Origin of the sequence: Escherichia sp. 20412-1, assembly GCF_003027595.1 — a bacterium.
In the GTDB taxonomy this organism is placed as follows: domain Bacteria; phylum Pseudomonadota; class Gammaproteobacteria; order Enterobacterales; family Enterobacteriaceae; genus Escherichia; species Escherichia marmotae.
Genome location: NZ_PYQM01000001.1, coordinates 159,539 through 182,997 on the forward strand (window position 1 = coordinate 159,539; position 23,459 = coordinate 182,997).

20 protein-coding genes, 1 other RNA gene and 1 pseudogene are annotated in these 23,459 nt (G+C 49.0%); 11 read left to right on the forward strand and 11 right to left on the reverse strand.

Translation table 11 applies throughout. From position 1 onward, the window contains the following. Positions 1–24 precede the first annotated feature (24 nt). Positions 25–936: an AraC family transcriptional regulator gene (locus tag C7B16_RS00910; RefSeq protein ID WP_000284772.1), complete on the forward strand. Its 912-nt coding sequence runs from the start codon at positions 25–27 to the stop codon at positions 934–936. A 43-nt stretch (positions 937–979) separates the two neighbouring features. On the opposite strand, the gene C7B16_RS00915 is transcribed toward C7B16_RS00910, so the two are convergent. The 9 genes and pseudogenes from C7B16_RS00915 to ydiK form a co-directional block, all read right to left on the reverse strand. Continuing rightward, positions 980–2,131: an acyl-CoA dehydrogenase gene (locus C7B16_RS00915; protein ID WP_000347861.1), complete on the reverse strand. Its 1,152-nt coding sequence runs from the start codon at positions 2,129–2,131 to the stop codon at positions 980–982. 13 nt (positions 2,132–2,144) lie between these two features. Beyond that, positions 2,145–3,740, reverse strand: a complete 1,596-nt coding sequence (locus C7B16_RS00920) for an acetyl-CoA--acetoacetyl-CoA transferase subunit alpha/beta (protein WP_016248664.1) — start codon at positions 3,738–3,740, stop codon at positions 2,145–2,147. A gap of 145 nt (positions 3,741–3,885) precedes the next feature. Then, positions 3,886–4,644, reverse strand: coding sequence for a type I 3-dehydroquinate dehydratase (gene aroD / locus C7B16_RS00925; RefSeq protein ID WP_000860190.1), 759 nt, complete (start codon positions 4,642–4,644; stop codon positions 3,886–3,888). A gap of 30 nt (positions 4,645–4,674) precedes the next feature. Then, positions 4,675–5,541, reverse strand: a complete 867-nt coding sequence (ydiB, locus tag C7B16_RS00930) for a quinate/shikimate dehydrogenase (protein WP_000383450.1) — start codon at positions 5,539–5,541, stop codon at positions 4,675–4,677. An 11-nt stretch (positions 5,542–5,552) separates the two neighbouring features. Beyond that, positions 5,553–6,819, reverse strand: a pseudogene (locus C7B16_RS00935) (MFS transporter). Between the two features lie 226 nt (positions 6,820–7,045). Further along, complete coding sequence (locus C7B16_RS00940; protein ID WP_107179261.1) at positions 7,046–8,260, reverse strand: MFS transporter; 1,215 nt, start codon at positions 8,258–8,260, stop codon at positions 7,046–7,048. A 96-nt stretch (positions 8,261–8,356) separates the two neighbouring features. After that, positions 8,357–8,713 carry a YdiL family protein gene (locus C7B16_RS00945; protein WP_000995294.1) on the reverse strand — a complete coding sequence of 119 codons (357 nt, stop codon included), beginning with the start codon at positions 8,711–8,713 and terminating at the stop codon, positions 8,357–8,359. 135 nt (positions 8,714–8,848) lie between these two features. After that, positions 8,849–8,954, reverse strand: an RNA gene (rprA, locus tag C7B16_RS00950) — antisense sRNA RprA. Between the two features lie 184 nt (positions 8,955–9,138). Then, on the reverse strand, positions 9,139–10,251 hold the full coding sequence (ydiK, locus tag C7B16_RS00955) for an AI-2E family transporter YdiK (protein ID WP_107179262.1): 1,113 nt from the start codon (positions 10,249–10,251) through the stop codon (positions 9,139–9,141). Between the two features lie 213 nt (positions 10,252–10,464). On the opposite strand from ydiK, the gene C7B16_RS00960 reads away from it, so the two are divergent. From C7B16_RS00960 to ldtE, 10 genes are all read left to right on the forward strand, one after another. Further along, entirely contained in the window at positions 10,465–13,521 is a 3,057-nt protein-coding gene (locus C7B16_RS00960) for an FAD-binding and (Fe-S)-binding domain-containing protein (protein ID WP_107179263.1), read from the forward strand. Then, positions 13,518–13,928, forward strand: coding sequence for a 1,4-dihydroxy-2-naphthoyl-CoA hydrolase (gene menI / locus C7B16_RS00965; RefSeq protein WP_000637992.1), 411 nt, complete (start codon positions 13,518–13,520; stop codon positions 13,926–13,928). Before C7B16_RS00960 ends, menI begins: the two co-directional genes overlap by 4 nt. A 99-nt stretch (positions 13,929–14,027) precedes the next feature. Next, a complete protein-coding gene (locus C7B16_RS00970) occupies positions 14,028–14,216 on the forward strand; it encodes a YdiH family protein (RefSeq protein ID WP_001516321.1) in 189 nt (62 codons plus the stop codon). Positions 14,217–14,766: 550 nt separating this feature from the next. Further along, the gene (gene sufA, locus C7B16_RS00975) at positions 14,767–15,135 is read left to right on the forward strand and encodes a Fe-S cluster assembly scaffold SufA (protein WP_000367150.1); all 369 of its coding nucleotides are present in this window, start codon (positions 14,767–14,769) and stop codon (positions 15,133–15,135) included. 8 nt (positions 15,136–15,143) lie between these two features. Continuing rightward, positions 15,144–16,631 (forward strand): Fe-S cluster assembly protein SufB, encoded by a 1,488-nt coding sequence (gene sufB, locus C7B16_RS00980; RefSeq protein ID WP_001516322.1) that lies wholly within the window; start codon positions 15,144–15,146, stop codon positions 16,629–16,631. Between the two features lie 9 nt (positions 16,632–16,640). Continuing rightward, positions 16,641–17,387: a Fe-S cluster assembly ATPase SufC gene (gene sufC / locus C7B16_RS00985; protein WP_000948879.1), complete on the forward strand. Its 747-nt coding sequence runs from the start codon at positions 16,641–16,643 to the stop codon at positions 17,385–17,387. After that, entirely contained in the window at positions 17,362–18,633 is a 1,272-nt protein-coding gene (sufD, locus tag C7B16_RS00990) for a Fe-S cluster assembly protein SufD (RefSeq protein ID WP_061091129.1), read from the forward strand. Before sufC ends, sufD begins: the two co-directional genes overlap by 26 nt. Beyond that, on the forward strand, positions 18,630–19,850 hold the full coding sequence (sufS, locus tag C7B16_RS00995; protein WP_107179264.1) for a cysteine desulfurase SufS: 1,221 nt from the start codon (positions 18,630–18,632) through the stop codon (positions 19,848–19,850). Before sufD ends, sufS begins: the two co-directional genes overlap by 4 nt. A 12-nt stretch (positions 19,851–19,862) precedes the next feature. Next, entirely contained in the window at positions 19,863–20,279 is a 417-nt protein-coding gene (gene sufE, locus C7B16_RS01000) for a cysteine desulfuration protein SufE (RefSeq protein WP_001516323.1), read from the forward strand. Positions 20,280–20,427: 148 nt separating this feature from the next. Continuing rightward, on the forward strand, positions 20,428–21,432 hold the full coding sequence (gene ldtE, locus C7B16_RS01005) for a L,D-transpeptidase LdtE (protein WP_000817073.1): 1,005 nt from the start codon (positions 20,428–20,430) through the stop codon (positions 21,430–21,432). Between the two features lie 63 nt (positions 21,433–21,495). On the opposite strand, the gene lpp is transcribed toward ldtE, so the two are convergent. Continuing rightward, positions 21,496–21,732: a murein lipoprotein Lpp gene (gene lpp, locus C7B16_RS01010; RefSeq protein WP_000648420.1), complete on the reverse strand. Its 237-nt coding sequence runs from the start codon at positions 21,730–21,732 to the stop codon at positions 21,496–21,498. Positions 21,733–22,042: 310 nt separating this feature from the next. After that, complete coding sequence (gene pykF / locus C7B16_RS01015; RefSeq protein ID WP_000751442.1) at positions 22,043–23,455, reverse strand: pyruvate kinase PykF; 1,413 nt, start codon at positions 23,453–23,455, stop codon at positions 22,043–22,045. Positions 23,456–23,459: the final 4 nt, after the last annotated feature.

Here is a 23,459-nt window from a genome sequence, read left to right on the forward strand (position 1 = left end):
TGCTTATGGAATAGGGAGGTTGTCATGTATCAACGCTGTTTTGATAATGCCAGCGAAACGCTGTTTGTCGCCGGTAAAATACCACGACTTTCGCGCTTTGCGTTTAGTGATGATCCTAAATGGGAGTCGGGACATCACGTTCATGATAATGAAACCGAGCTGATCTATGTTAAGAAAGGGGTGGCAAGATTTACCATTGATTCTTCGTTATATGTGGCACATGCCGATGACATTGTAGTGATAGAACGTGGCAGGCTGCACGCGGTGGCCTCAGATGCTAACGACCCGGCAACGACCTGTACCTGTGCGCTATACGGTTTTCAGTTTCAGGGCGCAGAAGAAAATCAGTTACTGCAACCGCATTCTTGCCCGGTAATTGCCGCAGGGCAGGGAAAAGAGGTCATCAAAACGCTTTTTAATGAATTAAGTGTGATTTTACCGCAAAGTAAAAATGGCAACACATCTTCAGTGTGGGATGCATTTTCCTATACGTTAGCGATTCTCTATTACGAAAACTTTAAAAATGCTTATCGTTCGGAGCAGGGGTATATTAAAAAAGATGTCCTGATAAAAGATATTCTCTTTTATCTTAATAATAATTACCGCGAAAAAATCACTTTAGAACAGTTATCGAAAAAATTTCGTGCCAGCGTCAGTTATATTTGCCATGAATTTACTAAAGAGTATCGTATTTCTCCCATCAACTATGTGATTCAACGGCGTATGACCGAAGCAAAATGGCTGCTGACCAATACCGATTTGTCGCAGGCAGAAATCTCATGGCGCGTGGGTTATGAAAATGTCGACCACTTTGCCAAATTGTTTTTGCGCCATGTCGGCTGTTCGCCAGGCGATTATCGCAGGCAATTTAAAAACTGTTTTGCGGAACAAGAAATCTTGTCTGAATTTTCTGCACCTGTAAGTTTTGCCGGGTAAATGTGGCGGCGCAGTTTTTATCTGAAGCTGCGCCGCCTGAAGATTATTTATTCTGGTAATCTTTCAGGATCTGCCGACCTGCAACGTAAATCATAATCTCGTCAGTACCACCGCCAATTCGTTCACAGCGGACATCACGCCAGAAGCGGGAGACGCGCGCCTCATCGGTGTAGCCCAGACCGCCCATGATTTGAATCGCATCGTCAATGACTTCCATCGCAGTACGCGCGCAGTACAGTTTTGCCAGCGCCGCGCTGGTGCGCAGTGACTGATGCTGATCAGCTTGCCACGCCACTTTCAGCACCATATTGCGCATGTTGTCGATCTTAATCGCCATTAGTGCCAGTTTTTCCTGGATCATCTGGTTATGACCAATTGGCTTACCAAAAGCGATACGCTGGTTGGCATAGCGGGCGGCATCTTCGAATGCGCATTCGGCAAAGCCGGTGCTGCGCGCGGCGTTGATCAGGCGCTCCATCTCAAAGTTGTACATCACATTGAGGAAACCCATTCCTTCTTCGCCTACCATGTCGCTCTCTTCAACTTCCACGTTGTCGAGATAAACTTCGCAGGTGCTAAGCATATGCCAGCCGATTTTATGCAGCGGATTGATCTTAATGCCGGGCTTACTGGACTCAACCCACCACAGGGTGAAGGCTTTTTTCGGATCTTTCGGTTCTGGATCGCGCGCCAACACCAGCATATACGGGTACTCTTTCGCACCGGTAATAAAGGTTTTCTGTCCGTTGATGTAAACCTTGCCATTTTTACGCGTGTAAGTGGTGGTGGCGCTGTTGTTATCTGAGCCAGCACCGGGTTCCGTCAACGCCAGGGCATAGGCGGGGTCGCCGGTTTCCAGCGTGCTTTCTGCCGTTTTACGTAGCTGCTCCTCAGAACCGAAACGGCGCATGCTGTGAATACACTGACCGTTGGTAATCAAAAACGCCGGAGCACCGCATTTTGACACTTCCATCAGCGCCAGCATCTGGGTGACGTAATCCGCAGGGATACCACCAAATTCTTCCGGCACGCCAAGCATGGAAATACCGTTATCCGCCAGCGCCCGCATAAACTCACGCGGATATGTCCCGTTTTGATCGCAGGTGCGGAAATACTCTTCCGGAAAGTTAGTCGTAATCAGTTCGCGAATACTGGCCAGCAGCAGTTCTTGTTCTTCAGTTAAAGAAAAATCCATCGTGATACTCCTGTTAATGAGCCGCTTCAGGCAGGACAAAACCCATCGCCGCATCGATAAATAATCTTTCGTCCATCAGTTTTAGTTCTGGCGAAATAACTGGGGTGAAATCCATTTTGTCGAGAATATCTTTTTGCAAATCGACGCCAGGGGCGATTTCGATTAAATACAGACCGTCTTCTTTCAGGGTGAATACAGCACGTTCGGTGATGTAACGAACATCCAGTCCCCGTTCGAGCGCGATTTTTCCGCTAAAAGTAATTTCCGGTAGTTCACGGATAAATTTATTTACCCGTCCTTCCTGGACGATATTTAATTTACCATCGGCAATTTCTGTTTTTAAACTGCCCGCAGTTAACGTGCCGCAGAAAATGATTTTCTTCGAGGTGGCACTGATATCAATAAATCCACCGGTACCCATGATTTTGCCATTGAATTTATGCACACCGACGTTACCGTGCTGGTCGACTTCGGCAAAACTCAAATAACAGACATCCAGACCACCGCCGTGATAAAAATCGAACTGGGAAGTCATATCCAGAATGGCGCGGGTATTCACGTTCGCGCCAAAGGCGATACCTTGCGAAGTAATACCGCCAATTGGGCCTGTTTCCACCGTCAGAATAAAGTCATCAGCACAACCTTCTTCCCGGGCGACCAGGCCAATACCGTCGGCAATACCGACACCAACATTCCCCACAGCACCTTTGCGCATTTCAAACAATGCGCGTCGCGCGACTAATTTACGCTGATTAAGAGGCAAGCTAAGTTGGGTACTGTCATCCAGTGTGAAGTCACCAGAAATAAAACGATTAACTGGCGCACCGCCATACAGTTGGGTTTGGTCCGGATCGACCACCACAATATCGATAAGATAACCTGGAATACGGACAGCTTTAGGATGCAGCGTGGCTTTCTTAACCATCTTCTGCACCTGCATCATCACGACACCACCGTTATTGTGCACCGCCTGGGCAATAACCAATGCGTCGAGATACATCACTTCATCTTCAAAGGTAGCGTAGCCTTCGCTGTCGCAGGTGGTGGCGCGAATAAAGGCAATATCTGGCGCGATCGCTTTGTAATAGAGATATTCTTTACTATCAAACTCGACCAGTTTAATCAGATCTTCTTTAGTCACTTCATTCAGTTTGCCGCCTTGTTGGCGAGGGTCGACAAACGTTCCGATACCAATATCGCTAATAATTCCTGGCTGGTGGGCAGCAGCGGCGCGCAATGTTTGAGTGAGCACACCTTGTGGATAGTTATAGGCAACAATTTTATTTTGTTCTGCGAGTTCAGAAATACGCGGTGATTGTCCCCAATGGCCGCATAATGCCCATTTCACCAGACCTTCTTGCGCCAGCGGACTAATACCACGATCGGCGCGATCGCCAAGCCCTGTAGGGCTAATAATCGATAAATTACGCGGTGTCTGGGTTTGTTTATATTTGTCAGCAAGAGCGGTAATTAATGTGGTGGCTTCCAGAATACCGCCACCTGCACCTAATACACAAAGTGTTGCTTCGTCGGGAATATAACTTACCGCTTCCTGTGCCGACAGGACCGGCACGCGTCCATTAATACGAGGTGGTTTTACAGGTTTCATTATTTTTTCCTGATTCAGGTGTGGATTTCTCTGCGCAAGAATTAAAAATAGCGCACAGATACCCACAGAATATTTTTATCAAATACTCTTTAAAAAAAATTTTTTAATACGGCGGGGAAGATTACTCCCGCCGGTACGTTATTTATTACGCCTGGTGCAAAATAGTTAATACTGTGCGCAAATCATTCACCGATATTTGCCCAGGCGCAGAGGCTTTTTTTACTGCGCCAAACGTTGCGGCCGAACCAAATACTTCACCAGCCAGACGGGAAATTACGCCAGTTTTTGCCATCGACATCGTGATGATTGGTCGATCGGCATACTGCTCCTGCATCTCCAGGGTAGCGGCGAGCAACGTCAGGACATCGCTGGTGCTTTGCGGCATCAACGCAATTTTAGGAATATCGGCGTCGAAGGACTGCATTTTACGTAAACGGGCAATAATCTCTTCGGCTTCCGGCGTTTTATGGAAGTCATGGTTGGACATGACAACCTTCACATCATGCGCATGTGCATAGGCGACGGTTTCTTTAACCTGATCATCGCCGGTAAATAACTCCAGATCGATCATATCGACCAGACCGCTGTCGATGGCTGCGCGATTGAGTGCAATATAAGCCTCAGTGGAAATCGCCTGCTCGCCGCCTTCTTTAGCGCTACGGAAGGTAAACAGCAATGGTTTTTCTGGCATGATCTCACGGAGGATTTTTGCCGCTGCCATGACAGACTCCACGCTGGAGAGGTCGGCAAAGTGGTCCACACGCCATTCCAGAATATCAAAGTCCGCTTCACGATAGGCGAGAGCTTCAGATTTCACGCTGGCGATATCTTTCGCCATCAGCGAGACGATGATTTTTGGTGCGCCCGTACCAATGACGAGATCTTTTACAGTTACGGTTTTCATTTTTTACCCTTTCTGCACGCGGTCAGCCTGTCAGGCGCCGAACCCCATGACCTGTTTAACGTATTCCAGAGGGAAATCTTTGCCAGTCCATAACGTGAACTGTTCAGCCCCTTGCCACAACAACATGCCGTATCCATCAATCGTTTTGCAACCTGCTTGTTGCGCCTGCTGCAATAACTTCGTCATATGCGGGTTATACACGCATTCAGTGACCAGCAGTCCTGGATGTAACAAACTGATATCGTTAACTAATGATTCATTTTCAAGAGGCTTCATACCCACTTTTGTGCCGTTGGTTAAAATGTCGGCGGAAGACAAGGCTTCAGCAAAGGCTTGCTGATCGGCGAGATCGGTAACGGTGACGACACAATCGGTGTTTTCGTTGACTCGTTGCGCGAAGGCGAGGGCTTTATCGAAGAATTCATCCCGACGGTTGAAGATTTTAATCTCTTTTAAACCTTCAATCGCGCCCTGCGCGCCAATTGCCGTTGATGCACCACCGGCACCTAGCAGCACCATCGTTTTGCCTTTGATATCAAAACCGCTCTCTTTAATGGCGCGAATATGGCCCGTGCCGTCGGTGTTATAGCCACGCAGATAGCCATCATCATTAACGATGGTATTGATAGCGCCAACCAGTTTTGCCGCAGGTGTTAATTCATCAACATATTCACACGCCAGTTGTTTGTTTGGCATCGAAACACCGGTTCCGCGCATTTTTAAGGCTTTTAATCCTTCAATTGCACCGGCAAAGCTATCGTTATCCACTTCAAAGGCCATATAGGTAAATGGTAATCCCGCTTTTTCTAAGGCTTTGTTTTGCATTTCAGGCGATAAACTGTGGCGGATAGGATAGGCCATCAGGCCAATCAATTCGTATTTAGCGGTAACATCCATAATTAACTCCTCTAATTTCTTTGCTTAATTGTGTCTAACCGGGGTGCTAAGATTGCGTTCGCCAAACCGGACATCATTTTCAGGAATAATGAAAACGCGGTAATAGCGGATGAAAACAATAATTGCGGTAATCAGGGCCAGCAGCGCGAAAGTAAAATCGAGAACGATGATGTATTGCAGACCTATATTCGACAGATAACCGGTAATCAGCGGAATAACAAAATTGGCCAGACCACCCATCATCATATAAATACTGGTGACTTTGGCTTTGCTTTTCGGGAAGAACTCTGACATGACTGAAACGCCAAGCTGTAAAATACCGCCAGCAGCAGAAAAGCCGATAACAAAAGCCCCTGCATTACACACCAGTGGAGAAGGGTACAGATAAATGATAGCAGCGGTTACCGTTGCCAGTGCTGAGTTAAACACGTTAGCCCAGATGGGACGTACCATTTTTTTCAATAGTGCGGCAAAAATAAAGACACAGACCAGCGAACCCATACTGTAATAAGAGATAGTTTTTAATGCCTCGGATTCCGACATACCGGCAAATGCCATCGCATATTTGGGCATCCACACGACAATTACATAAAAGGTCGAGAACGCGGCAACACCGAACAGTACTGATGAAACACCTTCCAACCAGACTAACGGCTTACTGTTCATTTGCGGTAGTTCACCAGCTACGCTGGCATCCACCAACTGACCTGGGAATTTACTTTTCAATAGCATCAGCATGATCAGCACAAACACGATGCCTGGAATAATCAGCCCATAACCGTACCAGATGTTATTCAACAGCATATAACTCACCAGCATCGGATAGAGCATTTGTCCGAACGATATCATCGCCTTAACCAATATTACGGCTGAACCCGAGGCTTTCGGGAAGCATTCCATCAACGCCGGATATCCACCGGTATCCAGGGCCGAGTTGGCGATACCAACGCACACTGCCAGACCGTAAGCGAGAGCTAAACTTGGGCAGGCCGGAATACCAAAGAAAAACAGCATATACATGGCGACGGCCATGAATATTACTGCTCGCCGACCAAATTTATCGGAGATTACACCGAAGAATAAAATGCTGATCAGACGACCCAGACCGATACCGGAAATTAAATAGGCGATACCGGCGTTATCGGTAGAAAATTTTTCTGCCAGAGATGACATGTTTTGTGCAAGTGTAATAACACTAATACCATGTAGGAAATAACTGAAGTAAATACAAAGAACAGCCAGGATAAATGGCGTGCTGAAAGCCTTATTTTGAGACATTTTCACAGCTCCTTGCTGAAAGATAATTTTGTTACCGTCCGTGTTGTATTTCGACGGTTTTCATAATCACTATACTGAAGATAATTTTCTCTGGGTACATGGCATAAAGTTTATGTTTCCAGGAATATTGCATGTGATAGTTTGTTTTTGATCGCGATTTTCCTTAATTAGCGCAGAAAGAGTAATTTATCCGTAAAATCTTGCATGACCTGAAAAGAATATTGCATTACCCGCCTATAGAAACATTCTCCTTTAATGATGGATGTTGTGCTTCTTTTCGACTGCGTACGCCAATAAACAGCACCAGTAAAAAGCCGATAGCAGCGATGGCGGTATCGAACCACATAATATCGGCAATACTTCTTTGCGAAAGATGGGCAGTAATCAACGAGATAGTAAAGGTCGCAATACTGCCCGCACTGTAATAGATCCCCGTAGCTTTGCCTTTGGCATGGGGAAAACGTTCCGCCATTAACGTCAGGCCAATTTGTACAACACCACCTGCGGAGGTAAAACCGATGACGAAAGCAAATATTATCACCACATAAAATGTGGGATGCAGGTAGACGGTAAGCAGGGCGATAAATGAGATAAAAGTGTACAGCATCAACAATGTTGTTGAGTGAACGGTTTTACGAATGAGTGGAGCCGTAATAAATACACACAGCAGCGAACCCACGGTATAGATACTGAGTAATTTGATCGACATGGTGTATGACATGCCAGCGACAAATTGCCCGTATTGTGCCAGCCACTGGCTAACCAGATAAAAGGTTGCCATTGAAATATAGCCATAGAGGGTGTAACTGGCTAAATCAATAATTGAGCAGCGATGCCCCGCAGAAGTGGTCGCTTTCTTTACCACAGGCAAGCGACGGCCCGGATGTGGTGGAAAGGTACAGCGATATAAAAACAGACCGTTAACGATCATAATTGCTGCGGCAATCATAAAAGACCAACCGAACCACATTTCAGCCCACACTAACAGGCTGATAATTAGCGGCAATAAAAATTGCCCGCTGGAGACAAAGGCTTTAATTAAAATATTGGCTGTACCCGGTGAATGAGGAAAGGCTTCCATCAAACTGGGATAGGTACCAGCATCGAGAAAACTGTTCGCCATGCCCGCCAGGAAACCAAAAACATAAGCAATAATGATGTTATTGGTGTGCAGGATGCCAAAAAAGAAGGCCATATAGCAGCACATACCCAGAATAATAAAAGGGCGGCGACCAAAGCGATCGGATAATAATCCTGCAAAAAGCAAGACACTTAATCGACCAATGCCCAGCGATGAGATAACTATCGAGACGCCCGCGGCATTAGTCTGCCAAAGCGTCTCAAGCGAGGCCATATTCAGGCTCATCAAAATGACGCCCATACCATGCACCAGGTAATTGAAATACAGTCCCAGTGCGGTAGGGAGATAGGGATTTTTCATAAGATCTACTTAGCAATATTGCTTAAAAGTTGCTGTTGTTATGTCAGCATCCGTTTATTATTTTTGTCATGACGTCCGTCGTATCCCGTTAAAATATCAACACAGGCGTTCCAGATCGTGCGCATATAATTCAGCGGCTACCGATTGATAAATCTTCCAGTCAATAAAATTGCCATCAGGGTAGACACGTTGAAACGCAGTTAAGTCAGGGAAGGAACGCATGGTATTATTGCCGATGCGGTTATTTATTTTCTTTATGATAGCGTGAAGATGTTTTTTTCTTTGCTGACGCATAGCCAGCAGTTGTTCAACAACGCGATCAGGAATGGCACGTTTGCCGTCTTCCCACTGTTTCCAGCTTTCACTGTCACCCGTCAGGGCAATCCAGGTCGCGCATTCATCAATAGTCATGGCAAAAATATGGCGTAGTGCCTGGAGTTCATAAGCGTTCATTGTGTAATGGCTGCATGAATAAAAGGATAAAATATAAATAACACTATCAGCCAGCTAACGGCTTGAAGAGAATCACAGTATCTTGTGCAATATTCCTGGAGATATCGAGAGGCGAGTTGTTGGGGCGAAAAAGTGTTAAAAAAAAGCCCATCATGGGAGATGGGCAAAGACTACACACAGCAATTCGTTTTTCACTCAGGGGATTCCATGCTTATAAATCAATATGTTGATTTATAACCGTGAGCTAATAGTAGGCATACGGACTTTTTGCGTCGATCAGATTCGTCTCATTAGTTTAAAAACTGTAAAGGATTTGCGACAGGTAAGCGTTGCTGAATGGCAGTAAGCAAGAGGGTGAATGAAAAAAAGGAAATATTAATTAGCCCTGATTAACAATCAGGCGGCAAAGCCGCCTGATGAGAGATTTACTTATTCGTTTTTTCAACTTCGCCCAGTTCTTCGATAATTTCCTCCGGCTGGTCAGTCGGCGGCGGGACTTCTTCCACCCACGCGGCAAACAGACGCCAGGAAACAGCCAGAAGTACCGGACCAATAAACAAGCCGATCATACCGAAGGCAATCAAACCACCGATGACCCCGGAGAGGATGAGGATGAGCGGTAAATCTGCTCCCATGCGAATTAACATCGGGCGAATAACGTTATCCAGTGTGCCGACCACGCCACTCCACACTAACAATACCGTGCCCCAGGTGGTATCGCCGGTCCAGTAAAGCCAGATGATCGCCGGAATCAACACCGGCAACGGACCAAGCTGGACAAGGCAGGAGAGGATCATTAATACCGTCAGCAGCGTGGCGTAAGGAACGCCGGAAACGGCCAGACCGATCCCACCAAGAACGGCTTGTACTAACGCAGTCACCACAACGCCCAGCGCTACTGCGCGGATAGCCTGCGCCGCCAGCAGTACAGCGGCATCACCGCGAGCGCCTGCCAGACGAGTCGCAAAATGGCGAATACCTTGCGCTACCTGTTCACCGCGCCAGTACAACAGGGCGCTGAATAACAGCATCAGCGCACAATGCACCATAAAGCGACCAATATGTGCCGCTTGTCCGACGAACCAGGTGGTGGTGGTGCCAATATAAGGACGGACTTTCGCCATGATCGCCGTCCCCCCCATATCCAGCAAATTGTGCCAGCCTGCATACAGCTTCGCGCCAATCACCGGAATGGTATTAAGCCACGCTAAATCGGGTAACGTCATGTCACCGCTGGAAATGGCTTTAATTACCGGACCGCTGCCATCGACAATACTGTTAACCAGTAAGGCAATAGGGATGATAAACACCATCACCAACAACAGCGTCATTACCAGAACGGCGAGAGAGCGGCGGCCAAACATGATTTTTTGCAAACGTAACAATACCGGCCAGGTGGCGATAACCACCGTACCGGCCCATGCAAAGCCGAGAATAAAGGGTTGAACAATCCACAGACATGCAACAATCATGATGGCTAAAAACAGCACCGAAAGCAGAATTTGTGCGACATCCCTGGGCTGACGAACATTTACCATAACTACTTTTCACCTTTTTTGTGCGTCAAATCGTCGACGCGACGTGAACACGTGAAACTCACCTGCATAATGATGAGCAATTTCAGCGGTTTTTAACAGGCCGATTCTGCCCTTAATTCTGATGGGCGTGTAAGAAAAAAATGTGGTACAACAAGTGACATAACACGCAAACGATTAATCTCTCATCACAGACCGCAGGAAAGGGTCAATATAATGATTCCACAGATTTCCCAGGCACCCGGCGTCGTTCAACTGGTGCTTAATTTTTTGCAAGAGCTGGAGCAACAGGGTTTTACTGGCGATACGGCGACAAGTTATGCCGATCGTCTGACAATGTCGACCGACAACAGCATTTACCAACTTCTCCCCGATGCGGTGGTATTTCCACGTTCAACCGCAGATGTGGCGTTAATCGCCCGTCTGGCTGCGCAGGAACGCTATTCATCGCTGATCTTCACCCCACGCGGCGGTGGCACCGGCACTAACGGTCAGGCGCTCAACCAGGGGATTATTGTTGATATGTCTCGCCATATGAACCGCATCATCGAAATTAATCCTGAAGAGGGCTGGGTGCGCGTTGAAGCTGGGGTGATTAAAGATCAACTTAACCAGTATCTGAAACCGTTCGGATATTTCTTTGCACCGGAGCTTTCGACCAGCAACCGGGCAACGCTCGGCGGGATGATTAATACCGATGCTTCCGGTCAGGGATCGCTGGTCTATGGCAAAACGTCAGATCACGTGCTGGGCGTGCGGGCGGTGTTGTTGGGGGGCGATATTCTCGATACGCAACCTTTACCCGTAGAACTGGCTGAAACGCTGGGTAAAACCAACACCGCTATCGGGCGTATCTATAAAACGGTTTATCAACGCTGCCGCCAGCAGCGGCAGTTAATTATCGACAAGTTCCCCAAACTTAACCGTTTTCTTACCGGTTACGATCTGCGCCATGTCTTTAACGATGAGATGACCGAGTTCGACCTGACTCGTATTCTGACGGGTTCAGAAGGGACGCTGGCCTTTATTACCGAAGCGCGACTGGATATTACTCGTTTGCCTAAAGTGCGCCGTCTGGTGAATGTCAAATATGACTCTTTTGACTCCGCGCTGCGTAATGCGCCGTTTATGGTTGAGGCGCGCGCGCTTTCAGTAGAGACGGTGGACTCTAAAGTGCTGAATCTGGCGCGGGAAGATATCGTCTGGCATTCCGTTAGCGAACTGATTACCGATGTGCCCGACAAAGAGATGCTCGGGCTGAACATTGTTGAATTTGCCGGGGACGATGAGGCGTTGATCGACGAGCGGGTAGACGCACTCTGTGCGCGGCTGGATGAGCTGATCGCCAGCCAGCAAGCGGGCGTGATCGGCTGGCAGGTGTGTCGTGAGCTGGCTGGAGTCGAGCGCATTTATGCGATGCGTAAAAAAGCTGTTGGCCTGCTTGGCAATGCTAAAGGGGCAGCCAAACCGATCCCATTTGCCGAAGATACCTGCGTACCGCCGGAACATCTGGCGGATTATATTGCTGAATTTCGCGCACTGCTCGACAGTCACGGTTTAAGCTATGGCATGTTTGGCCACGTCGATGCGGGGGTCTTGCACGTCCGTCCGGCGCTGGATATGTGCGATCCGCAACAAGAGATTTTGATGAAACAAATCTCTGATGACGTGGTGGCGCTTACCGCGAAATACGGGGGTTTGTTGTGGGGGGAGCACGGTAAAGGTTTTCGTGCCGAATACAGCCCGGCGTTTTTCGGTGAGGAACTTTTCGCTGAACTGCGCAAAGTTAAAGCGGCGTTTGATCCGCATAATCGGCTTAATCCGGGGAAAATTTGTCCGCCAGAAGGTATCGACGCGCCGATGATGAAAGTGGACGCGGTGAAACGCGGTACGTTTGACCGGCAGATCCCTATCGCAGTTCGTCAGCAGTGGCGCGGGGCAATGGAATGTAACGGCAACGGTTTATGCTTCAACTTTGATGCTCGTAGCCCAATGTGCCCGTCGATGAAGATAACCCAGAATCGTATCCATTCACCGAAAGGGCGCGCGACGCTGGTGCGCGAATGGTTGCGTTTGCTGGCTGACCGTGGTGTTGACCCATTAAAACTGGAACAAGAACTGCCTGAAACGCGAGCCAGTTTGCGCACGTTGATTGCCCGCACTCGTAATAGCTGGCATGCCAATAAAGGTGAGTATGACTTCTCCCACGAAGTCAAAGAGGCGATGTCTGGCTGCCTGGCCTGTAAAGCCTGTTCAACCCAGTGCCCTATCAAAATTGATGTGCCGGAGTTCCGCTCTCGTTTCCTGCAACTTTATCACACCCGTTATTTACGCCCGCTGCGTGACCATCTGGTGGCGACGGTCGAGAGTTATGCGCCACTGATGGCGCGAGCGCCGAAGACGTTTAACTTCTTCATTAACCAACCGCTGGTGCGCAAACTGTCGAAAAAACATATCGGCATGGTCGACTTGCCGCTGCTTTCGGTGCCGTCGTTGCAACAACAAATGGTGGGGCATCGCTCGGCAAACATGACGCTGGAACAGCTTGAAGTGCTTAATGCTGAGCAGAAAGCACGCACGGTGCTGGTGGTGCAAGACCCTTTCACCAGTTATTACGATGCACAGGTGGTAGCGGATTTTGTCCGTCTGGTCGAGAAATTAGGTTTCCAGCCCGTGTTACTGCCGTTCTCACCAAATGGTAAAGCGCAGCATATCAAAGGCTTTCTCAATCGTTTTGCAAAGACAGCGAAAAAGACGGCGGATTTCCTCAACCGCATGGCGAAGCTGGGAATGCCAATGGTGGGCGTCGATCCAGCTCTGGTGCTTTGTTATCGCGACGAATATAAGCTGGCGCTGGGCGAGGAGCGCGGTGATTTTCAGGTCTTACTGGCAAATGAATGGCTGGCAAACGCACTTCAGCCACAGCCGGTGGCAGCGGTTAGTGGCGAGCCGTGGTATTTCTTTGGCCACTGTACCGAAGTCACCGCCTTGCCGGGTGCGCCAGCGCAGTGGGCCACGATATTTGCCCGTTTTGGCGCGAAGCTGGAAAATGTCAGTGTGGGTTGCTGCGGCATGGCGGGGACTTACGGACATGAAGCGAAAAATCATAAAAATTCGCTCGGGATCTATGAGTTATCCTGGCATCAGGCGATGCAGCGACTGCCGCGTAATCGCTGCCTGGCAACCGGATATTCCTGCCGAAGCCAGGTAAAACGGGTTGAAGGCACGGGGGTACGCCATCCTGTGCAGGCATTACTGGAGATTATTAAATGATATGGAAACGTAAAATCACCCTTGAGGCGCTGAATGTCATGGGTGAAGGAAACATGGTGGGGTTACTGGATATTCGCTTTGAACATATTGGTGATGACACGCTGGAAGCGACAATGCCAGTAGATCAGCGGACGAAGCAGCCTTTTGGGTTGCTGCATGGCGGGGCGTCTGTGGTTCTGGCTGAGAGTATCGGTTCCGTTGCCGGTTATTTATGTACCGAAGGCGAGCAAAAAGTCGTTGGTCTGGAAATCAATGCCAACCATGTCCGGTCGGCGCGAGAAGGGCGGGTTCGCGGCGTTTGCAAACCGCTGCATCTCGGTTCAAGGCACCAGGTCTGGCAGATTGAAATCTTCGATGAGAAAGAGCGTTTGTGCTGTTCGTCACGATTGACGACCGCCATTTTGTGACGTTGTCACCAGAAAAATGTGACGCATATTGTTTTTGGTTATTATCTGCGCAGTAAACGGTGGTATACTGTGCAGGTCTTGTCTACAAACGAGGATGCTATGTCTACTCAACTTGATCCCACCCAACTGGCTATGGAATTTTTACGCCGTGACCAGAGCAATCTTTCTCCTGCCCAATATCTCAAACGACTGAAACAATTAGAACTTGAATTCGCTGACCTGCTCACACTCTCTTCTGCTGAATTAAAAGAAGAAATCTACTTCGCCTGGCGTCTGGGCGTGCATTGATTGTGGTGTAATGCCGAAAGCTCGCCAAATCGACCTGGATTAACCTCCGTTCAGGCTCGACGGCTTCCTTAATGCTGCTTATTTTACCCGCTTGATCTCGCTTAAAAAGAATACAAATCGCAGTTTGTGTTAAAACGGTGGCCTGGTCTTATGAGATTATTCTTATCGCCCCTTCAAGAGCTAAGCCACTGTGAGTGCCGGAGATAAGCGCCGGATGGGGTAGAAACCCTTAAGTCTGTGTCGAACAGACTTAAGGGTTTTCTTATTTCTGAACTCGCTACTTTTTTACCTATCCCTTAAATAGTCATTTTCGATACAACTTTTCCTTTTCCATCACCGCCTTAACTCTATTTCTATAATAATCATTATCTAACAATGAGATACCTAATTCTTAGCGTACCTGTTAACCCACAAATCAGGGTCTATGCTTATTAAATGCAGGCAAAAAGCATGTTTTACGGGAAAGCCCCTGCGTTTGCTGGGTTGAACTGATAATCATTATCACTAACATGCTGTTATCCGCGGTAAGCGATTTAAGTGAGGTAAATCGATGGACATGCATTCAGGAACGTTTAATCCAGAGGATTTCGCCTGGCAAGGCTTAACGCTAACACCGGCAGCGGCAGCACACATCCGTGAGTTGGTGGCGAAGCAGTCGGGCATGGTCGGCGTGCGATTAGGTGTTAAACAAACGGGCTGTGCGGGCTTTGGCTATGTACTCGACAGCGTCAGCGAGCCGGACAAAGACGATCTGCTGTTTGAACACGACGGCGCGAAGTTGTTCGTCCCGCTGCAAGCGATGCCGTTTATTGATGGCACGGAAGTCGATTTCGTTCACGAAGGACTTAATCAGATATTCAAATTTCACAACCCGAAAGCCCAGAATGAATGTGGCTGTGGCGAAAGCTTTGGGGTATAGGCGGTACTATGTCTCGTAATACTGAAGCAACTGACGATGTCAAAACCTGGACCGGCGGCCCACTGAATTATAAAGAAGGATTCTTCACCCAGTTAGCTACTGATGAGCTGGCTAAGGGCATAAACGAAGAAGTGGTGCGCGCAATTTCGGCTAAGCGTAATGAGCCAGAATGGATGCTGGAATTTCGGCTCAATGCCTACCGCGCATGGCTGGAGATGGAAGAACCGCACTGGCTGAAAGGCCACTATGACAAGCTGAATTATCAGGATTACAGCTATTACTCGGCACCATCGTGCGGTAACTGTGATGATACTTGTGCGTCGGAACCTGGTGCCGTGCAACAAACGGGTGCGAACGCTTTTTTAAGTAAAGAGGTGGAAGCGGCATTTGAGCAGTTGGGCGTACCGGTGCGTGAAGGCAAAGAGGTGGCGGTGGATGCTATTTTCGATTCTGTTTCGGTTGCCACCACCTACCGTGAAAAACTGGCAGAGCAAGGGATCATCTTCTGCTCCTTTGGCGAAGCGATTCATGAACACCCGGAACTGGTGAGGAAATATCTCGGCACTGTGGTGCCAGGTAATGACAATTTCTTTGCCGCACTCAATGCGGCAGTAGCTTCCGACGGTACGTTTATTTATGTACCTAAAGGTGTGCGCTGCCCAATGGAACTTTCGACCTATTTCCGTATTAACGCAGAAAAAACCGGGCAGTTTGAGCGCACTATTCTGATAGCCGACGAAGACAGTTATGTCAGCTACATCGAAGGCTGCTCCGCACCAGTGCGAGATAGCTATCAGCTACACGCGGCGGTGGTGGAAGTCATCATCCATAAAAACGCCGAGGTGAAATATTCCACGGTGCAAAACTGGTTCCCAGGCGATAACAATACTGGCGGTATTCTCAACTTCGTCACCAAGCGCGCCTTGTGTGAAGGAGAAAACAGTAAAATGTCGTGGACGCAATCGGAAACCGGTTCAGCGATTACCTGGAAATACCCAAGCTGCATTCTGCGCGGCGATAACTCAATCGGTGAGTTCTACTCGGTGGCGCTGACCAGTGGCCATCAGCAGGCTGATACCGGCACCAAGATGATCCACATCGGTAAGAACACCAAATCGACCATTATCTCGAAAGGGATCTCCGCAGGGCACAGCCAGAACAGTTATCGCGGCCTGGTGAAAATCATGCCAACGGCAACCAATGCGCGCAATTTCACTCAGTGCGACTCAATGCTGATTGGCGCTAACTGCGGGGCGCATACTTTCCCGTATGTCGAGTGTCGCAATAACAGCGCGCAACTGGAGCACGAGGCGACTACGTCGCGCATTGGCGAAGATCAGTTGTTTTATTGCCTGCAACGCGGGATCAGTGAAGAGGACGCCATCTCGATGATTGTTAACGGTTTCTGCAAAGATGTGTTCTCTGAACTGCCGCTGGAATTTGCCGTTGAAGCACAAAAACTCCTCGCCATCAGTCTTGAACATAGCGTCGGATAAGGAATAAATATGTTAAGTATTAAAGATTTACACGTCAGCGTGGAAGATAAAGCTATCCTGCGCGGATTAAGCCTCGACGTTCGTCCAGGTGAAGTTCACGCCATTATGGGGCCAAACGGTTCGGGGAAAAGTACCTTATCGGCAACGCTTGCCGGGCGCGAAGATTATGAAGTGACGGGGGGGACGGTTGAGTTTAAAGGCAAAGATTTGCTTGAGTTGTCGCCGGAAGATCGTGCAGGTGAAGGTATCTTTATGGCCTTCCAGTATCCGGTGGAAATCCCTGGCGTCAGTAACCAGTTTTTCCTGCAAACGGCGCTCAATGCGGTGCGCAGCTATCGCGGCCAGGAAACACTCGACCGCTTCGATTTTCAGGATTTGATGGAAGAGAAAATCGCCCTGCTGAAAATGCCGGAAGATTTATTAACCCGTTCGGTTAACGTTGGGTTTTCCGGGGGCGAGAAAAAGCGCAACGATATTTTGCAAATGGCCGTGCTGGAGCCGGAACTGTGTATTCTTGATGAGTCGGACTCCGGGCTGGATATTGACGCATTAAAAGTGGTTGCTGATGGTGTGAACTCGCTGCGTGATGGCAAACGCTCGTTCATCATCGTTACGCATTACCAGCGCATTCTTGATTACATCAAACCTGATTATGTCCATGTTTTGTATCAGGGGCGAATTGTGAAATCCGGTGATTTCACGTTGGTCAAACAACTGGAGGAGCAGGGTTATGGCTGGCTTAGCGAACAGCAGTAACATGCTGCAACAGTGGTATCACTTGTTTGAGACCGGAGGGGCGAAACGCTCCCCGCAAGCACAGCAGCATTTACAACAACTGCTGCGTACCGGACTGCCGACACGTAAACATGAGCACTGGAAATATACGCCACTGGAAGGGCTGACCAATAGCCAGTTTGTCAGCATTGCGGGTGAGATATCCCCGCAACAGCGAGATGCTTTAGCACTCACTTTAGACGCCGTGCGGCTGGTGTTTGTCGATGGACGCTACGTGCCATCACTTAGCGATACGACCGAAGGCAGCGGCTATGAGGTGAGTATTAACGACGAACGTCAGGGACTGCCTGATGCCATACAGCCGGAAGTGTTTCTGCATCTGACGGAAAGCCTGGCACAAAGCGTGACACATATTGCCGTGAAGCGCGGTCAACGGCCCGCGAAGCCATTGCTGTTAATGCATATTACCCAGGGCGTGGCAGGTGAAGAAGTGAACACCGCCCACTATCGGCATCATCTGGATCTGGCGGAAGGTGCCGAAGCCACGGTGATTGAACATTTTGTCAGCCTGAATGACGCTCGTCATTTTACCGGAGCGCGGTTCACTATCAACGTTGCCGCGAACGCCCACTTGCAGCATATCAAGCTCGCGTTTGAAAATCCTGTAAGCCACCACTTTGCACATAACGATTTGCTGCTGGCGGGCGATGCCTCCGTATTTAGCCACAGCTTCCTGCTTGGTGGCGCTGTTTTACGCCATAACACCAGTACGCAACTCAATGGCGAAAACAGCACGTTACGTATTAATAGCCTGGCGATGCCGGTGAAAAACGAGGTATGTGATACCCGCACCTGGCTTGAACATAATAAAGGGTTTTGTAACAGCCGTCAGGTGCACAAAACCATCGTCAGCGACAAAGGGCGCGCGGTATTTAATGGTTTGATTAACGTCGCGCAGCACGCCATTAAAACTGACGGCCAGATGACCAACAATAATCTGTTGATGGGCAAGCTGGCGGAAGTGGATACCAAACCGCAACTGGAAATCTATGCTGATGATGTGAAATGTAGCCACGGCGCAACGGTCGGGCGCATCAATGACGAACAGATGTTCTATCTGCGTTCGCGCGGGATCAATCAGCAGGATGCCCTGCAGATGATTATCTACGCCTTTGCTGCTGAACTGACAGAAGCATTGCGTGATGAGGGGCTTAAACAGCAGGTGCTGGCCCGTATCGGTCAACGGCTGCCGGGAGGTGCAAGATGACTTTTTCCGTCGACAAAGTGCGGGCCGACTTTCCGGTGCTTTCGCGTGAGGTGAACGGTCTGCCGCTGGCTTATCTCGACAGCGCCGCCAGCGCGCAGAAACCGAGCCAGGTGATTGACGCTGAAGCCGGGTTCTATCGTCACGGCTATGCGGCGGTGCATCGCGGTATTCATACGTTGAGCGCCCAGGCGACCGAGAAAATGGAGAACGTACGCAAGCGGGCGTCGCTGTTTATCAATGCCCGCTCGGCGGAAGAACTGGTGTTCGTTCGCGGTACAACGGAAGGCATCAATCTGGTGGCCAATAGCTGGGGCAACAGCAACGTGCGGGCGGGCGATAACATCATTATCAGTCAGATGGAGCACCACGCTAACATCGTTCCCTGGCAAATGCTTTGTGCGCGCGTTGGTGCAGAGTTGCGGGTGATCCCCCTCAACCCCGATGGCACGCTGCAACTGGAGACGCTGCCTAATCTGTTCGATGAGAAAACCCGCCTGCTGGCGATTACTCACGTGTCTAATGTGCTGGGGACGGAAAATCCGCTACCGGAAATGATTGCTCTTGCGCATCAGCATGGCGCAAAAGTGCTGGTGGATGGCGCTCAGGCAGTGATGCATCATCCGGTGGATATGCAGGTGCTGGATTGCGATTTCTACGTTTTCTCCGGGCATAAACTGTACGGTCCCACCGGGATTGGCATTCTTTATGTTAAAGAAGCCTTGTTGCAGGAGATGCCGCCGTGGGAAGGGGGCGGATCAATGATCGCCACCGTTAGTCTTAGCGAAGGCACCACCTGGGCCAAAGCGCCGTGGCGGTTTGAAGCAGGTACGCCCAATACCGGCGGCATTATTGGACTTGGCGCGGCGCTGGAATATGTTTCGGCGCTGGGGCTTAAGCACATTGCTGAGTATGAACAGAATCTGATGCATTACGCGCTGTCACAACTGGCAGCAGTGCCGGATCTTACTCTCTATGGCCCACAGAACAGACTTGGCGTTATTGCCTTTAATCTCGGTAAACATCATGCCTATGACGTCGGCAGTTTTCTTGATAACTATGGCATTGCTGTGCGTACCGGTCATCACTGCGCGATGCCATTAATGGCGTATTACAACGTACCCGCTATGTGTCGGGCATCGTTGGCTATGTATAACACCCATGAAGAAGTGGATCGTCTGGTAACAGGATTACAACGTATTCACCGTCTGCTGGGATAACAGGGAGGCTCTATGGCTGTGTTGCCAGATAAAGAAAAATTGCTGCGTAATTTTTTACGTTGCACCAATTGGGAAGAAAAATACCTCTACATTATTGAGCTGGGCCAGCGTCTGCCTGAATTACGTGACGAAGACAGAAGCCCGCAAAATAGCATTCAGGGCTGCCAGAGTCAGGTGTGGATTGTGATGCGCCAGAATGCGCAGGGAATTATTGAATTACAGGGCGACAGCGATGCCGCCATTGTGAAAGGGCTTATCGCGGTCGTCTTTATTCTCTACGACCAGATGACGCCGCAGGATATTATTAATTTTGACGTGCGTCCGTGGTTTGAAAAAATGGCGCTCACCCAACATCTCACCCCGTCTCGCTCACAAGGTCTGGAAGCGATGATTCGTGCAATTCGCGCCAAAGCCGCTGCACTTAGCTAAACTAAAAGAACAGCTTTCATCCGGATGACTCACATTGCCGGATGGTCGATGTTTACTCTGGCCAGCACAGGAGTGTTTTGGCTTCAGGTAAGCAAAAGCACCATCCGACGTCTCAGCGTGAGTCTCCGGCAAATACAGGAGGTTTACAATGAAACGCGCGTCTCTGCTTACACTGACTCTTATCGGTGCTTTTAGCGCCATCCACGCGGCCTGGGCGGTAGATTATCCGCTTCCACCAACCGGAAGCCGACTGGTTGGGCAGAATCAAACCTATACGGTTCAAGAGGGGGATAAAAACCTTCAGGCTATCGCACGACGTTTTGATACTGCGGCAATGTTGATCCTTGAAGCCAATAACACCATTGCACCAGTACCAAAACCTGGCACGATGATAACCATCCCTTCGCAATTGTTATTACCTGATGCGCCGCGTCAGGGAATTATTGTTAACCTTGCTGAGCTGCGACTTTATTATTATCCGCCGGGAGAAAATATCGTACAGGTCTACCCGATAGGAATTGGTTTGCAGGGACTGGAAACGCCGGTGATGGAAACACGGGTAGGGCAAAAAATCCCGAATCCTACCTGGACGCCAACTGCAGGTATTCGTCAACGCTCACTGGAGCGAGGCATCAAATTACCGCCAGTTGTACCCGCCGGGCCAAATAACCCACTAGGACGCTACGCACTGCGCCTGGCGCATGGTAATGGCGAGTATCTCATTCATGGCACCAGCGCGCCGGACAGCGTTGGTTTGCGCGTCAGTTCGGGCTGTATTCGTATGAATGCGCCGGATATTAAAGCGTTGTTCTCCAGCGTGAGAACGGGAACGCCGGTTAAAGTGATCAATGAGCCGGTGAAATACTCCGTAGAACCGAACGGAATGCGTTATGTGGAAGTGCATCGACCGCTATCGGCAGAGGAACAGCAGAACGTTCAGACGATGCCGTATAAACTGCCCGTTGGTTTTACACAATTCAAAGATAATAAGGCGGTAGATCAGACGCTAGTTGATAAAGCATTATATCGTCGGGCAGGGTATCCGGTTGCGGTGAGCAACGGAGCGACGCCCGCAGCCAGCAATGCGTCCGCAGTTGAGTCAGCGCAGAATGGCGAGCCTGAGCAGGGAAATATGTTACGCGCGACGCAATAGCAGTCATTAGCAGGCAAAAAAAATGGCGCACAATGTGCGCCATTTTTCACTTCACAGGTACTATTACTTGCGGTATTTAGTAGCCATGTTGTCCAGACGCTGGTTAGCACGAGCTGCGTCATCTTTAGCAGCCTGAACGTCGGAACGCATTGCGTTCACGTCGTTGCTCAGCTGGTCAACTTTAGCGTTCAGAGTCTGAACGTCAGAAGACAGCTGATCGATTTTAGCGTTGCTGGAGCAACCTGCCAGCAGAGTAGAACCCAGGATTACCGCGCCCAGTACCAGTTTAGTAGCTTTCATTATTAATACCCTCTAGATTGAGTTAATCTCCATGTAGCGTTACAAGTATTACACAAACTTTTTTATGTTGAGAATATTTTTTTGATGGGAAGGCACTTATTTTTGATCGTTCGCTCAAAGAAGCATCGAACGCTGGGTTTTAGATAAAAAAATTGAGAGAAAACAGGATGCTTCCATCGGATTCATCTTAGATAAAGTGAGATTATATAGTGAAATCCGATTTGATTTTTTATTGTTTCTGATTATCGATTAAATAAAAAAAGCGCCCATCAGGGCGCTTCGATATACAAATTAATTCACAAAAGCAATATTACAGGACGTGAACAGATGCAGTGTTGGTAGTGCCGCTCGGGACAAGTGCGCCAGAAACCATTACTACAACGTCGCCTTTGTGCGCCAGACCGCTCTGCAGAGCCAGTTCTTTACCCAGACGATAGAAATCATCAGTAGAGGTGATTTCTTTAACCAGTTGCGGTACAACGCCTTTGCTCAACACTAATTGATGTGCAGTTTTTTCATTAGTGGTCAGGGCCAGGATAGTTGCATCCGGGAAGTATTTACGCACTGCACGAGCAGATTTACCGCCCTGGGTTGCGACGACGATCAGCGGAGCATCCAGTTTTTCAGCCGTTTCAACCGCGCCACGGCAAACTGCTTCGGTAATGCGTAGTTTACGGTTATCGTTGTTGAACTCGAGACGGCTGTTCATCACGCGGTCAGTACGTTCGCAAATGGTTGCCATGATAGAAACAGCTTCCAGCGGGTATTTACCTTTTGCGGATTCACCAGACAGCATGACTGCGTCAGTACCGTCAAGGATGGCGTTCGCGACGTCACCGGCTTCTGCACGGGTAGGACGCGGGTTTTTGATCATAGAATCCAGCATCTGGGTCGCAGTAATAACGACTTTACGTGCACGGATACATTTTTCGATCATCATCTTCTGGGCGAAGATAACTTCTTCAACCGGGATTTCTACGCCCAGGTCACCACGTGCAACCATGATGCCGTCAGAGGCTTCGAGAATTTCGTCGAAGTTGTTGAGGCCTTCCTGGTTTTCGATTTTGGAGATGATTTGGATGTTTTCGCCACCGTGCGCTTTCAGATGTTCACGGATTTCGATAACGTCAGAACGCTTACGGATAAAGGAAGCTGCAACAAAGTCTACACCTTGTTCGCAACCGAAGATCAGATCCTGTTTGTCTTTTTCAGCCAGTGCCGGCAGGGCAATAGAAACGCCCGGCAGGTTCACACCTTTGTTTTCGCCCAGGTCACCGTTGTTCAGTACTTTACAGATAACTTTGTTACCTTCGATAGCGGTAACTTCCATACCGATCAGACCATCGTCAACCAGCACGGTGTTGCCGACGGACAGGTCGGTAGTGAAACCTTCATAAGTTACCGCAACCATTTCGCTGTTGCCGATAACAGATTTGTCAGTGGTGAAAGTAAAGGTCTGGCCTGCTTTCAGAGAAACGTCATTACCGCCTTCCAGTTTCATGGTGCGGATTTCCGGACCTTTGGTATCGAGCAGGATAGCGGCAGTTTTGCCGGTTTTGCTCATCACGTTGCGCAGATTCTGAATGCGCTGACCGTGTTCTGCATAGTCACCATGAGAGAAGTTCAGACGCATGACGTTCATGCCTGCGTCCAGCATTTTAGCTAACATCTCTTCAGATTCGGTTTTTGGTCCGATGGTGCAAACAATTTTGGTCTTTTTCATGACA

Excerpts from the sequence above, each read along its gene's own strand:
- C7B16_RS00910 (WP_000284772.1), top strand. The coding sequence starts at position 25 with ATGTATCAACGCTGTTTTGATAATGCCAGCGAAACGCTGTTTGTCGCC.
- C7B16_RS00915 (WP_000347861.1), bottom strand. The coding sequence starts at position 2,131 with ATGGATTTTTCTTTAACTGAAGAACAAGAACTGCTGCTGGCCAGTATT.
- C7B16_RS00920 (WP_016248664.1), bottom strand. The coding sequence starts at position 3,740 with ATGAAACCTGTAAAACCACCTCGTATTAATGGACGCGTGCCGGTCCTG.
- aroD (WP_000860190.1), bottom strand. The coding sequence starts at position 4,644 with ATGAAAACCGTAACTGTAAAAGATCTCGTCATTGGTACGGGCGCACCA.
- ydiB (WP_000383450.1), bottom strand. The coding sequence starts at position 5,541 with ATGGATGTTACCGCTAAATACGAATTGATTGGCCTGATGGCCTATCCT.
- C7B16_RS00940 (WP_107179261.1), bottom strand. The coding sequence starts at position 8,260 with ATGAAAAATCCCTATCTCCCTACCGCACTGGGACTGTATTTCAATTAC.
- C7B16_RS00945 (WP_000995294.1), bottom strand. The coding sequence starts at position 8,713 with ATGAACGCTTATGAACTCCAGGCACTACGCCATATTTTTGCCATGACT.
- ydiK (WP_107179262.1), bottom strand. The coding sequence starts at position 10,251 with ATGGTAAATGTTCGTCAGCCCAGGGATGTCGCACAAATTCTGCTTTCG.
- C7B16_RS00960 (WP_107179263.1), top strand. The coding sequence starts at position 10,465 with ATGATTCCACAGATTTCCCAGGCACCCGGCGTCGTTCAACTGGTGCTT.
- menI (WP_000637992.1), top strand. The coding sequence starts at position 13,518 with ATGATATGGAAACGTAAAATCACCCTTGAGGCGCTGAATGTCATGGGT.
- C7B16_RS00970 (WP_001516321.1), top strand. The coding sequence starts at position 14,028 with ATGTCTACTCAACTTGATCCCACCCAACTGGCTATGGAATTTTTACGC.
- sufA (WP_000367150.1), top strand. The coding sequence starts at position 14,767 with ATGGACATGCATTCAGGAACGTTTAATCCAGAGGATTTCGCCTGGCAA.
- sufB (WP_001516322.1), top strand. The coding sequence starts at position 15,144 with ATGTCTCGTAATACTGAAGCAACTGACGATGTCAAAACCTGGACCGGC.
- sufC (WP_000948879.1), top strand. The coding sequence starts at position 16,641 with ATGTTAAGTATTAAAGATTTACACGTCAGCGTGGAAGATAAAGCTATC.
- sufD (WP_061091129.1), top strand. The coding sequence starts at position 17,362 with ATGGCTGGCTTAGCGAACAGCAGTAACATGCTGCAACAGTGGTATCAC.
- sufS (WP_107179264.1), top strand. The coding sequence starts at position 18,630 with ATGACTTTTTCCGTCGACAAAGTGCGGGCCGACTTTCCGGTGCTTTCG.
- sufE (WP_001516323.1), top strand. The coding sequence starts at position 19,863 with ATGGCTGTGTTGCCAGATAAAGAAAAATTGCTGCGTAATTTTTTACGT.
- ldtE (WP_000817073.1), top strand. The coding sequence starts at position 20,428 with ATGAAACGCGCGTCTCTGCTTACACTGACTCTTATCGGTGCTTTTAGC.
- lpp (WP_000648420.1), bottom strand. The coding sequence starts at position 21,732 with ATGAAAGCTACTAAACTGGTACTGGGCGCGGTAATCCTGGGTTCTACT.
- pykF (WP_000751442.1), bottom strand. The coding sequence starts at position 23,455 with ATGAAAAAGACCAAAATTGTTTGCACCATCGGACCAAAAACCGAATCT.